This is a genomic window from Mycobacterium sp. smrl_JER01 (genome assembly GCF_048513595.2).
Classification (GTDB): domain Bacteria; phylum Actinomycetota; class Actinomycetes; order Mycobacteriales; family Mycobacteriaceae; genus Mycobacterium.
On record NZ_JBLXXK020000001.1, the window covers coordinates 3,339,071 to 3,351,077 of the forward strand.

The following is a 12,007-nucleotide window of genomic DNA, read 5'->3' on the forward strand; positions in this document are numbered from 1 at the left end:
TCACCTCTTCGGGGGTTTGTACTCGAAGATCACGGTGTCGTCGTCGTCGACGACCGTGGTCCACTGAGGGGTGTGGGAAAGTAGGTCGACCAGGCTCGGCACGTAGGTCGGCGGAAACCACCCGAGATACTCGCCGTAGGCCTCCAACTGGCGGGGTATGACGACGTAGAGGGCCCGCGCGCGCCCGTTGCGCGGCAGTGTCGCCTCGATGGCGGTGACATCCTGCGGAGTCGCGAAGTCCCGATGTAACAGTGACGGTTTCACCCCGTCAAAGACCGAATCGTAGGCGGGGTCCTGAAGTCGAACGCGAACGGCGGCGGCTGTGGAGCCCTCGGGCCATCCGACGTTCTGCGCGAGCGTACCGATGACGTACTTGCCTTCCGTCGACGCCAACAACTGCCGGCTGTGTTCGACCTGGGTGCGGCTGACGGTCACATAACTCCAGCCTGCGTAGTAGCCGTGCAGTCCGACTGCCCCGAACGCGAGTATCACCAGAGTCGATGCCAGACAGCTGATTCTGCGCAACCACGGCGTGCTCAAGTCCATCACCCATACCGTCACCACGCCCACCAGGGCGGCACACCCGGCGATGCAGTAGAGGAAGACCCGGATGATCGCTTCGCCCCCATAATCTTGACCCGCGAGGATCAACACCGGTGAGAACGCCATCACGCCCAGACCCCATGGAGGGCGGTGCCGGCGCCAGATGACGACAAAACACACGGCGGCCAATAACCAGAGCGCGACGAACAGGCCCCGCTCCACCAGGATGGTGAACTCGCGACCGTCCGATCCGCGGGGCTCCGCGACGGTGGTGCTGTTCTGCAGCGGGTTGAAACCGCTGAAGAAGTCGAACTTCGCCGCGCGGTTGAGACGCGGTACCACGTATACCGCCAGGATGGCGACATACATCACGGGCAGCCATCTCGGCCGCAGCTGCCTGAACAGCGCCATCCCGGCCAACACGAAGACCAACCAGAACGGGGTCAGCTGGTGGGTCGCGGCCAGCACCGCCAACAGCGGCAGCGCGATATACCCGGACAGCGGCTCCAGCTTGGAATGCAGGACCAGGCTCAAAATCGCCAGAGCCAGGATCAGCGCCGCAGCTTGCGGCGAATAGTATTCCTGCCCAGTCCAATTCACGATCACCGCCAGCATCGCGGCGATCAGAGCCGGTCGGCGGCCGTACCCGGCGCAGACGACCAGGGTGGCGGTCAGTAGTGCGATCAGCGCCGACGCGGCGGGCGCGAACCAGTGCGCCACGATCAACGGATCCAGTCCGGACACCGAGCTGAACCAGGCCATCAGCGCGAAGAAGCTCGGCCAATCGCCGTAGATCTGCACATTCGGTGACGCATGTCCTTCGATCATGTAGTCGGCGATCCCGATGTGCTTGTAGGTCCACACGTAGATGGGCATCTCGGTCAACAGCGTGGCCGTCATCCGTGACACCAGGACTATCACCCCGATACCGCACACCGCCCAGGTGGTGAGGTCGTCCGCGACGGCCCAGATGACCGCGAGGCTCGCTGCCGCGGCGCTTGCCAGCAGCAGAACACCACCCCGACTTGCGAGCAAACCGTACTGGCCGGCTGGCACGTCGCCCAGCAGGTCCAGCGCACCGACCCAGAGCGCCACAGCGGCGACGATCAACAGCGCACACATGAGACGTCTGTCGCGTGAGCGTGTGTCACCGACCCGCGGTGTCCGGACCGTCTCGGTGTCGGTGGCCAGGCTGTCTACGGCCACCATCAGCGTGCCCCATCGGAGATCAGGTTGTGCAGCAATCTCAGCCGGGCCGCCCCGCTGGCTGACACCAGCGCGCCGATCACCAGGCACGACGGCACCGGGTACCAGACCTGCAGCCACGCCATCGTGACTGCCACGGCCATCATGGCAGCGATGCTCAGGCCGACCACCGCGGCAATGGTTGCCGCGGGGGGCAACTCGACCCAGCACATCACCGCGCTGCCGACACCGGAAAGGATGAAGACCAGTAAGAGCACCGCCTGCAGCGCCGGCAGCACCGGCACCACGGACAGCAGTCCACAGCCACCCGAGATCGCTGCCGTCACGGCGACGGCACGTGCACGCAGCGCAACCGGGCGCAGACGACCGACCGCCATCATGTGGTATCCCCCTCCAGTTGGTACTCGCGGACCCAATCGACCCATTGGTGCGCTCCTGCTCCGGGGTCACCGCCGAAGTAGTCCAGCTGCAGACACAGGTGCATCGGCCGCGGCGGTAGCCTGGACGGATCGGTGATCGTCCATTTCGCGACACCGTCGACGAAATAGGTGAGATGTGACGCGGTCCATTCGACGGCGTAGCTGTGCCACTGGGTGGCGTCGACCGGTGTCGAGGTAGTCTCCTTGGCTCCGCCGGCGCCCCAGTGCAGCCAGAACTCCACCACCTGGCGGGTAGGGTCGACGATCTCCATGAAGTCGACTTCCCCGCCGGCCGGCCAGTCCTCGGCGTCCGGCCACAGCAGCGCCAGCGAGTGGTAGGCCGCCGGAGCGGTCGACGACTTCACGCAAACCTCCCAGCGGCCGTGCATGCGCCCCGGTAGCCAGCCCATCCCACCGGAGTTACCGGCGCCGTCGGCGGCGATCGTCAGCATCCCGTCTGCAACCGACACCGCGCCGGGCGTGCGCCGCCCGTTACCGGCGTGGCCGAGTCCGTCGTACACCGTCCATTCCGACAGCGACGACGGATTCTGGAAATCGTCCTCGCGGATGGGTGCGCCCCAGCGCAGGGTGTCGGCAGCGGTTGTCGGGCACTGCGATTGCTGTGCGGAAGTCGGTGCCGGACAGGCACACATCGCCAGGCATAGGACGCCGCCGAGGACCGCGCCACGAATCCGTACCGGCTCACGCATCGACTGTCCCCACAGTGTCGGCAGGCAACGGTTCCGGTCGCCTCGTGGTGTACATGCGGCGGCCAAGCCAGAGCGCCGAAGGGCCGATCAGGACTGCGGCACACACCGATTCGGCTGTGAGATAGGCCCAGCCGACACCAGTGAGCCCGACTTGCCGGGTCGCCAGCACCGAGCCCACGATGATGATCGCCGTCGAGATGAGCGTCATCGTCACCTGCAACCGCAACCGACGCCGCACCCGGGCGAAGCCCTCATAGGCGGCGCTGATCACCGACAGCGGAATGAAGGCAGCCGCCAGGCGGAGCAGTTCCTCGCCGCCGGTGCGGTATTCGGTGCCCACCAAGCTGAGCATCGACGGGCCCACCAGGAGAAGGCCTGCGCTTCCGACACCCGCGACGGCGAGGAGCATTCGAACCATCCGCCACGACAGCGCGGGGATCTTGTCGGGATGTGCGGCCGCTTCCGCGACGTAGGGACTCACCACGAGGTGAATCGTCAGGTAAAGGGCCGTCACGAACTGCCAGGCGATCTGGAAGTGTGCGTTCGCCGCAGGACCGACCTCCGCGACGACGATGAGCGGAACCATCAGTGCGCCCGTCGACAGCATCATGGTGATCGCGAAGGACGAACCGAAGTACGAGCGGATCTCGCGCCACGCCGGCAGCTCCGGTGCAAGCAGGAATCTCGGGTGGTGACGGCACCGGCGGGCCAGTACGACGAAGACCCAGACGGCGATCAGCCCCGCCGTACCGCCCCAGGCCGCCACGATCGCGGTCGACGCCGCGGCGGTGCCTGACAGGCCACCCGCACCGGCCACCAGTGCGATCACCAGCAGCACCAGCAACTTCGAGGCTGCCAGGACGGAGTTCTTCGCCGCTGCCCAGCGCGCCACCCCCAGCCCCGCCAGCGCCTTGTCTTGGAGGATGAACACCGCCGTCACGGCGACGAAGACCGGGTAGGCCGCCATCACCCACGCCGAGGTGAACAACGCATCCCGTGGTCCGACAAGGATGAGCCCGACTCCTCCCGCCATCGCCACGGCTCCGACGATGAGGAAGCCGCGTTTGAGCAGTGCGCCGGCCCGGAGTCCGGCGAGCGGCAGGAAACGCTCGTAGACGCTGTCGATACTGAGGATCGACAGGGTGGACAGCATCAAGGCCGAGTTGATCAGTGCGGCAGCCACACCGACGTCGCCGGCCGGGAAAATCCGGGCCGCCACACCCCAGAAACACAGACCGAGGACGCACGTCACCGCGTTCGACAGGATCAGCGAGATGGTGTTGATACTGAGATTCGCCTCGGCGGCGAGGTCCCGGCGCGGGCCCGGTCGGTGCAACAGCCTGCCGCCGGGGTTCATGTCCGGCCGTACCGGCTGCGCCGCGCGCGCCGGGCCTGCACCCGTCGCCGCGCCTTGGCGTGCAGATATCCGGCGGTGGTCATACCGAGCCCGAAGACGATGACACCGGCGCGGGCCAGACCCGCGGTTCCCCCCGACACGGACTCGCGCAGAATGCCCCCCGGCAGCACCCGCAGCGTGTACGAGCGTTCGGCGCTCAGCGGTTGCGCAACGGTCGCGAGTTCGGTGACGACCGCCTTGGACATCCCTTCGTGGTAGCAGCGGCGGCGGAAGTAGCGCAGCGTCGCGCGGTCGGGTGTGACGCGGTGCCGGACGCGGGCGTCCGGGTCATAGAGGATGCGCGCCGACGGATCGTCGGCGCTGATGCGGATGCACAGCTCGGTCTCCTCACCGCCGACCGGATGCGCGCCCACGCGTCCCACCTCCGAACGGAATGCACCGACCCGCTCCAGGACTGCCCTGCGAATCGACATATTGCAGCCCAACGGATTTCGCACCGGTGCCAGCGATGTCGGCTGTCCTCGATAGCTGCAACCGACCACCCAGTCGAACTCGGTCGGCAACCACGCCGGCCGACAGTCGGCCGGCCAAACCGGCGCGGCATGACCGCCCACCCCGGCCACCAGCGGATCGCGATAGTGGCGCATCAGGGCCCGGGCCCAACCGGGCTGTGCGATTGCATCGTCGTCCAGGAAGGCCACGACGTCGCCTCGTGCGGCGGCCACCCCGGCGTTTCTGGCCCCGGACAGGCCCGGCTCTCGGTCGTTTTCCACCACCCGCACCCGGTCGTGTGAACCGAAACGTTCCTCGGCCAGCGCGAGGAGCTGCGAGCAGTGGTCGATGACGACGACGACGTCGTGGGCGGCGAAATCCTGGTCCAGAGCAGACTCCACCGCACCGCACAGGTCGACCCACCGTTGCGTGGTGTAGGCGCAGATGACCGTGGTGAGGGTGCCCGGCTCGGGGTGCGGCAGATGGTGGACATCGATGTCTGATCGCTCCGAGGCCATGGCCGCGGTCGCATGGTCTCGGTGATCCACGCGCCGGTTGGCCAGCCCGAACAGCACCATCCGGCGGAGGGTGTGCTCGTGGCACCGCAGCGCGCCGCGAGCCCGGTCCACCGGTGGGATGTGCCATCGGGGGTCGCGGCTGACGGTCCGCTCGAATGCCAGGGATTGACGGAGCTGGGCGCGCGACGACGCCAACCCGCTCAGCGATCCGGGACGGACCCGGAAGGCCGCGTGCGCCTGCGGCACCCCGTAGAAGTCGCCACAGTCGAGCAGGCGCACCCACAGATCCAGGTCGCTGACGAACGGGAAGGAATCGGTGAAACCGCCCACCCGGTCGAAATCATCACGGCGGAACATTCCGGCCACCGGTGCGCCGACAGGGTTTCCCCCGCTGCGGACGATCGTGCGCACGGCCTGACGGGCGGGGACGTGTCCAGCTATCCCCTGCAGCCCACGGGCACTGGCAATCAGCGCACCGTGCTCGTCGACGAAGTCGCACTTGACCGAGACCAGGGCGACATCGGGACGGCTGTCCAGTACGGCGGCCTGTACCGCGAGGCAGTCCGGTTTGAGCAGGTCGTCGACGCAGATCAACTTCACGTATCGACCCCGAGCCTGGCCCACCGCGAAGTTGAAGTTCTCGGTGAACGGGAGGGTGACGGCATTCCTGATGACCCGCAGCCGGTGATCGTCGACTGTCTCCAGGACGCCCGCGGTGTCATCCGAACTGTTGTTGTCGACGACCACAACCTCGAAATCCTGAAACGTCTGGCCGAGGACGGTGTCGAGCAGCCGGGCAATATATCCCTGCGCCTGATACGCCGGTATACACACCGAGACCTTGGGTGCCGGTGCGTCGGCGTCGATCGACCGGCAGTCACCGCGAGCGGGTGTGATCGTCATCAGCTGTGCGCCTTCCAGCGTCCGGCCAGCTGCGGGTACCGCGCCGATACCTCGGGCATCAGGTCCTCCAGGGTGAGCAGCACCAGGTCCGGGTCGGCGGCGAGCAGTTGCTCCGGACTGATGATCGGTACGTTGGTTCCCGGCATGCGTCTGCCCTGCTTTGCGGCTGACGCGTCGGCCACACCCCTGACCAGTTCGGTGGTGATCCCGGCCCGGCTGAAGAGGGACACCGCCTTGGACGCGGCGGCGTAGGCGTACACCGCACGCCCGGCCGTCGCCTGTTCTTCGAGCCAGATTCGCAGCGTGCGCACATCGCTGTCGGCGCAGCGCTGCAGAACCGACAGGCCCGCCGGAGTCGTGAGGCCGAGCCGCTGCTCTTTGGCCAACAGCCGGCGCACCGCGTCATCGGGTGCGACCTGTCCGTGCACGGCCGCGACCAGGACCGTGCCGCCATAGAGGTCGAACTCCCACAGCGTGGCGACACTCATCCCCACATCGGCGAGCAGATGCGTCAGCGACGTCAGCGAGTAGTACGCGAAATGACCGTGTCGCAGCGCGTTCCACTGACCCAGTTCGACGATGGTGCCGATCGACTGGTACTGGAGCAGCAGAACGCCGTCGGGCCGGGTGCGCTGGGCACGCAGCGCGAAGGAGCTCCGCTGATCAGGTTCGTGCATGATGCCGAAGCAGTCCAGCACTACGTCGGCATCCGCTCCGTCGGTCGGTTGCAGACCGTACGCGTCGACGTAGGGAATCCAGCTGCCGCTGTGCGGACTGTCGAACTCCGCGACGGTTTCACCGCGCAGCCACCCGGCCGCAGCTACCCGCTCGAGGGCGGCGCGAGCCTGGTCCCGCAGCGCGCGGGGCTCCACACCGTGCGCCTCTTCCTCACCGGTGTCGTCCTCACCGAGCTGCACCAGGCCACACCGGGTGCACAGGTCGATGGCCAATCGATGACACGCCTCGTCGGCTTCTACCGGGCGGTGCGCCGCCGGGAACTGGTCGGGTGCAGGGACATTGCCGAAGTCGAGTACTGACACCGGCTCTTCTCGGCCACATCCGCGGCACAGTTTCATGGCACCATTCCCTCATGCGAATCGAAACCGCCGAGCTGGCCGACGTTCTGGTGCTCACCCCGACGCCGTTCCGTGACGAGCGCGGATTCTTCACGCGAACCTTCGACGCGGAGATCTTCGACGACTATCTCGGATCGCCGGGCGCCGCCGCCGGGTTCATCCAGGATTCGCAGTCCCGTACGGTCAAGGGTGTGGTACGTGGCATGCACGGACGGCTGGGCCGCGGTGAAGCCAAACTGGTCCGGTGCGCGCACGGCGCCGTCCACGATGTGCTGGTCGATACCCGGCGCGGGTCCCCCACGTTCGGCCGCACGCAGTCCTTTCTGCTCGACGACAAGCACTTTCGCCATCTCTTCGTCCCCCCGGGATTCCTGCACGGCTTTCAGGCACTGACCCCTACCGCCGACGTGTGCTACCGCATCGACCGTGCGCATGACCCCTCCGAGAACCTCTCGGTCGCATACGACGACCCGGATCTGGCCATCGGTTGGCCGCTTGCGGTCACCATGGTGTCTGCCCAGGATGCGGCGGCACCGCGCTGGTCCGAGGCGCTCACGCGGCTGCCCTGACCCACCGCAGCGACTCATCGAGCAGCCCGCCGGACTGCAGTGCCTCCAGATGCCGAAGCCGGACGAACTTCGTTGCGAAGCCGGCATCGGTCAGCCCATGCGAGAGGTATGCGGCGTAGAGCTCGGCGGCCCCCACCCGGACCGGCCAGGCCGCCTCGAACCCCAGCCCCTGCCGGAACTTCGAGAAGTCGACCCGGTAGGAGCGCGGGTCGGCACCGCTCTCGCCGGTGATCTCCACATGCGAGTACGGCACCACCTCCACGACAGCGGCGGCGATCTGGGCCACCGTCAAATTGTTCGACTCCGTGCCGACATTGAAGGCGGCGCAGTGAATCGTCTCGACCGGCGCCTCCAGTGCGCTCTGGAACGCACCGGCGATATCTCTGACATGCACCAACGGACGCCACGGGGTGCCATCGGAGAGAACCCGTACGACACCGTGCAGCATCGCGTGACCGACGAGGTTGTTGACCACGATGTCGGCGCGCAGTCGCGGCGAGAAACCGAAAGCCGTCGCATTCCTGAGGAACACCGGTGAGAACGATTCGTCGGCGATCGCCGCGAGGTCGTCCTCCACCCTCACCTTGCTCTCGGCGTACGGGGTCAGCGGCCGCAGCGGGGCGTCCTCGGTGACCGGCGCATCACCGGCTGCACCGTACACCGAACAGGTCGAGGCATACAGGAACCTTCGAACACCGGCCTCTTTCGCCAGCTGCGCCAACCGCACCGACGCATGGTGATTGACGTCGTAGGTGATCGTTGGCGCCAGCGCACCCAGGGGGTCGTTCGACAACGCTGCCAGATGCACGACCGCGTCGAACCCGGTGAGATGGTCCACGCAGACATCGCGCAGATCTACGCGCAGCCCAGGCGGATCCTGCGGGGCCGGCCCCAACACGCATTGGGAGAACAGCCCGGCGTCCAGGCCGGTGACCTGGTGCCCAGCCGCCTGCAAGACGGGCACCATCACCGTGCCGAGGTAGCCTTGATGGCCCGTGACGAGAACCTTCATGGCGCTAACCCACCCGAGTCGACAGTGTCGTTGCGGGCAGTTCGGCGACGTGCAGGGTGGGCAACGGGTAGACCAGCTCGCCACCCCATCGGGCGATATGGCGTAGCTGCCGGGTGATCTCGTCTTCCAGGTTCCACGGCAGCACCAGCACGACGTCGGGCCTGTCGTCGTCGAGGTAGCCGACGTCGTGGATGGGAATCCGGGTGCCTGGGGTGAAACACCCATGTTTGTAGGGATTTCGGTCCACGGTGTACTCCAGCAGATCGCTGCGGATACCGCAGTAGTTGAGCAGCGTGTTGCCTTTCGCCGGCGCCCCGTATCCGGCGACCCGCCTGCCGTCCCGCCGGCAGTCCAGCAGAAACCGTAGTAGCTCATGGCGGATCGCCTCCGTGCGGTCCCGCAGCTGCAGGTAACCGTCGACGCTGTGCAGGCCTGCTGCCCGCTCGACACACAGTGCCTCGGTCACCCGTTCGCTGGGCTGTGCGGCGACGCCGTCGGGACGCGCCCACAGCCGCAGCGACCCGCCGTGCGTGCTCAGCATCTCGACGTCAACCAGTGAGAGCCCCCCGGCCGCCAGTGCCCGCATCGCAGAGAGCACCGTGTAGTACTGGAAGTGCTCGTGATAGATGGTGTCGAACTGGCCGCGCATCAACAGGTTCAGCGCGTAATGCACCTCGATGCTGAGCCAGCCGTTGTCATTCATCAGCCCGCGCAGGGCCCGGGTGAACCCGCGCAGGTCGGGGATGTGCGCGTACACGTTGTTGGCGACGACCAGGTCGGCGGGCCCGTGTTTGGCGCGCACGGCGGCCGCCACACCTTCATCGAGAAACGCCGTCTGGGTGGGCACCCCCCGTTTGCGCGCTGCCGCTCCGACATTCACCGACGGTTCGATTCCCAGGCACGGGATCCGGCGCTGCTGAACATGCTGAAGCAGATACCCATCGTTGCTGGCGACCTCGACGACGAGCGAATCCTGGTTCAGCCGAAGCCGATTGACGACGTGGTCGACGAACCTGCGGGCATGCTGAACCCAGCTGTCCGAGTACGACGAGAAGTACGCGTACTCGGTGAAGGTGTCCTGCGAGGTGATCATGGCAGGGATCTGTAGCAGCAGGCACGTCTGGCACAACCGCAGATGCAGCGGGTATGTGGGTTCCGGCAGGTCGAGCCGATCGGCGGTCAGAAAGCTCTGCGACGGTGGGCTCGCACCGAGGTCCAGCACGGAGATCAGGCGGTCCGAATCGCACAGGCGACACTTCATGGTGTTCTTCTTTCGGTCGTGATGGAGTGTGAACGGCCAGACGCTGCGCTACACCAACTGATCGGCCCAGATCTTCCAGGGGGCCACTCCGCGCTCCCACAGATCGTTGAGATAGATCTTGTCCCAGAGCGTGTCCATTCCACGCCAGAATCCGTTGTGCCGGTAGGCCGAAAGCTCACCGTCTTTCGCGAGACGTTGCATCGGCGCCTGTTCGAAGACGGTCTCGTCGCCCTCGATGTAGTCCAGCAGCGACGGTTGTGCGACGAAGAAGCCGCCGTTGACCCAACCTCCGTCGCCAATGGGCTTCTCCTGGAACGAGACCCGGTCGCGGTCGAACTCGAGCGTGCCGTAGCGGGCGGGCGGCTGAACGGCGGTGACAGTTGCGATCGATCCGGAACCGCGGTGATGGTCGATCACCTTGCGCACGTCGAGATCGGTGACACCGTCGCCGTAGGTGAATGAGAACGTGTCATCACCGATGTGCCGCCGGGCGCGCAGCAGCCGTCCGCCGGTCATCGTCTGTTTGCCGGTGTCCAGTAGCGTCACGGTCCAGGGCTCGGTGGATGAGCGGACCGTCGCAACACTGTCGGTGGCAAGGTCGATCGTGACATCGGAGGTGTGCAGGAAGTAGTTCGTGAAATACTCCTTGATCATGTAGCCCTTGTAACCGAGAAGGACGATGAAGTCGGTGATGCCCGCGCTCTCGTAGATCTTCATGATGTGCCAGAGAATCGGACGTCCGCCGATCTCGACCATCGGTTTGGGACGGCTTTCGGACTCTTCGCTGATGCGGGTGCCTCGCCCGCCGGCGAGGATGACAGCTTTCACTATGGCTCCTGGGTGGTTTCGATTTCCGGTGAACGCAAGGCACCGGCGATGGGATGAATGGGGCGCTATCCGGATGTAGCCGGAAGAGCTCGTCGTTGGCGCCGTGGGCGGCACCGACCGGAGTTGAGGGCGCCGACGGTGGTCGACGCCGGGTACGTGCTCGTCAGCCGGCTTTGACGGCAGCAGGGCTGGGTCGGCCGACCCCGCGCCGATTGGCGATCGCCTCTAGAAGGTGACCGGAGACCCCGGAGCGATGGCCGCGTAGCACCGTCCGCAGCACCCGGGTTCCGTCACGGACCGCACGCAGATTGGACTTGCCTGAGCGGCGGGGCATTTCGAGAGACGGCACTTCGGCGATGCGGAGACCTGCCTGCATCGCCTGGACGGTCATCTCGGCCTCGATCTCGAAACCTGTCGCGGAGAGTTGCAGTAACTCCAGATAGCGACGGTGGAACGCGCAGAACCCGTAGCACAGGTCGGTCAGATCGGAGTCGTAGAGCGAGTTGAAGACCGCGAGCAGGAAGCGGTTGCCGAGCTTGCGGAAGGGCGTGATGTCCAGTGATCCACCGCCGCCGATGAATCGGGAACCCTTCACGAAGTCATAGCCGTTACGCAGGAAGTGGACATAGTGCCGAATCTCCTGCGGCGCCATGCTGCCGTCGGCATCCATCATCACGATGATGTCTCCGGTGGCTGCGAGGAAACCGGTGCGCAGCGCGCTCCCTTTGCCGACACCCTCCTGCGGCACCACCGTGATGTCGGGACGGTATCGCAGTGCGGTGATCAGCGTCGCATCCGTGGACGCCCCGTCGACCAGAATGATCTCGTCGACGTCGTCGGTGATCTGCTCGAGCACCCAGGCAACATTGCGCGCCTCGTTGCGCACCGGAATCACCAGGCTGACCGTGGATGTGTTCTGGATGCGCGCGCCGGCAGCGGTGATGTGTGCGCGACCCGCATCATCGGCCAACATGATGGCCGGAGCTTGGCCGAGGTCGGCACCACCGGTGCCGTCGGTCGACGAATTCCTCATTGTTGATCCCCCGTTTCCGCTGTTCTTGACACCGTCCTGATACCGGCCGGATGCCGTGGATTGGCGTTCCCCCCGAAGCG

Annotated in this window: 11 protein-coding genes; 1 reads left to right on the forward strand and 10 read right to left on the reverse strand. The window is 66.2% G+C overall.

Annotated features, from left to right (window positions below; genetic code table 11):
- From ACNUDN_RS15740 to ACNUDN_RS15765, 6 genes are read right to left on the reverse strand one after another with little or no spacing between them, the layout of a single operon-like run.
- Positions 1–1,752, reverse strand: coding sequence for a hypothetical protein (locus ACNUDN_RS15740; protein WP_419122814.1), 1,752 nt, complete (start codon positions 1,750–1,752; stop codon positions 1–3).
- Positions 1,752–2,129 (reverse strand): hypothetical protein, encoded by a 378-nt coding sequence (locus tag ACNUDN_RS15745; protein WP_419122815.1) that lies wholly within the window; start codon positions 2,127–2,129, stop codon positions 1,752–1,754. The genes ACNUDN_RS15740 and ACNUDN_RS15745 overlap by 1 nt, the downstream gene beginning before the upstream one ends.
- Positions 2,126–2,878 carry a glycoside hydrolase family 16 protein gene (locus ACNUDN_RS15750; RefSeq protein ID WP_419122816.1) on the reverse strand — a complete coding sequence of 251 codons (753 nt, stop codon included), beginning with the start codon at positions 2,876–2,878 and terminating at the stop codon, positions 2,126–2,128. The genes ACNUDN_RS15745 and ACNUDN_RS15750 overlap by 4 nt, the downstream gene beginning before the upstream one ends.
- Positions 2,871–4,235, reverse strand: coding sequence for a lipopolysaccharide biosynthesis protein (locus tag ACNUDN_RS15755; protein WP_419122817.1), 1,365 nt, complete (start codon positions 4,233–4,235; stop codon positions 2,871–2,873). Before ACNUDN_RS15755 ends, ACNUDN_RS15750 begins: the two co-directional genes overlap by 8 nt.
- On the reverse strand, positions 4,232–6,148 hold the full coding sequence (locus tag ACNUDN_RS15760) for a glycosyltransferase (RefSeq protein WP_419122818.1): 1,917 nt from the start codon (positions 6,146–6,148) through the stop codon (positions 4,232–4,234). Before ACNUDN_RS15760 ends, ACNUDN_RS15755 begins: the two co-directional genes overlap by 4 nt.
- Positions 6,148–7,224 carry a transferase gene (locus tag ACNUDN_RS15765; RefSeq protein WP_419122819.1) on the reverse strand — a complete coding sequence of 359 codons (1,077 nt, stop codon included), beginning with the start codon at positions 7,222–7,224 and terminating at the stop codon, positions 6,148–6,150. Before ACNUDN_RS15765 ends, ACNUDN_RS15760 begins: the two co-directional genes overlap by 1 nt.
- A gap of 14 nt (positions 7,225–7,238) precedes the next feature.
- Between ACNUDN_RS15765 and rfbC the strand changes: the two genes are divergently transcribed.
- Positions 7,239–7,793, forward strand: a complete 555-nt coding sequence (gene rfbC / locus ACNUDN_RS15770) for a dTDP-4-dehydrorhamnose 3,5-epimerase (RefSeq protein WP_419122820.1) — start codon at positions 7,239–7,241, stop codon at positions 7,791–7,793.
- Here the strand turns inward: rfbC and ACNUDN_RS15775 are convergent.
- The 4 genes from ACNUDN_RS15775 to ACNUDN_RS15790 form a co-directional block, all read right to left on the reverse strand.
- Positions 7,777–8,805 (reverse strand): NAD-dependent epimerase/dehydratase family protein, encoded by a 1,029-nt coding sequence (locus ACNUDN_RS15775; protein ID WP_419122821.1) that lies wholly within the window; start codon positions 8,803–8,805, stop codon positions 7,777–7,779. The two genes, rfbC and ACNUDN_RS15775, sit on opposite strands and share 17 nt — an antisense overlap.
- Positions 8,806–8,809: 4 nt before the next feature.
- Positions 8,810–10,066, reverse strand: coding sequence for a methyltransferase domain-containing protein (locus ACNUDN_RS15780; protein ID WP_419122822.1), 1,257 nt, complete (start codon positions 10,064–10,066; stop codon positions 8,810–8,812).
- A 48-nt stretch (positions 10,067–10,114) separates the two neighbouring features.
- Entirely contained in the window at positions 10,115–10,894 is a 780-nt protein-coding gene (gene rfbF / locus ACNUDN_RS15785) for a glucose-1-phosphate cytidylyltransferase (RefSeq protein ID WP_419122823.1), read from the reverse strand.
- 163 nt (positions 10,895–11,057) lie between these two features.
- Positions 11,058–11,867, reverse strand: coding sequence for a glycosyltransferase family 2 protein (locus ACNUDN_RS15790; RefSeq protein ID WP_419125182.1), 810 nt, complete (start codon positions 11,865–11,867; stop codon positions 11,058–11,060).
- Positions 11,868–12,007: the final 140 nt, after the last annotated feature.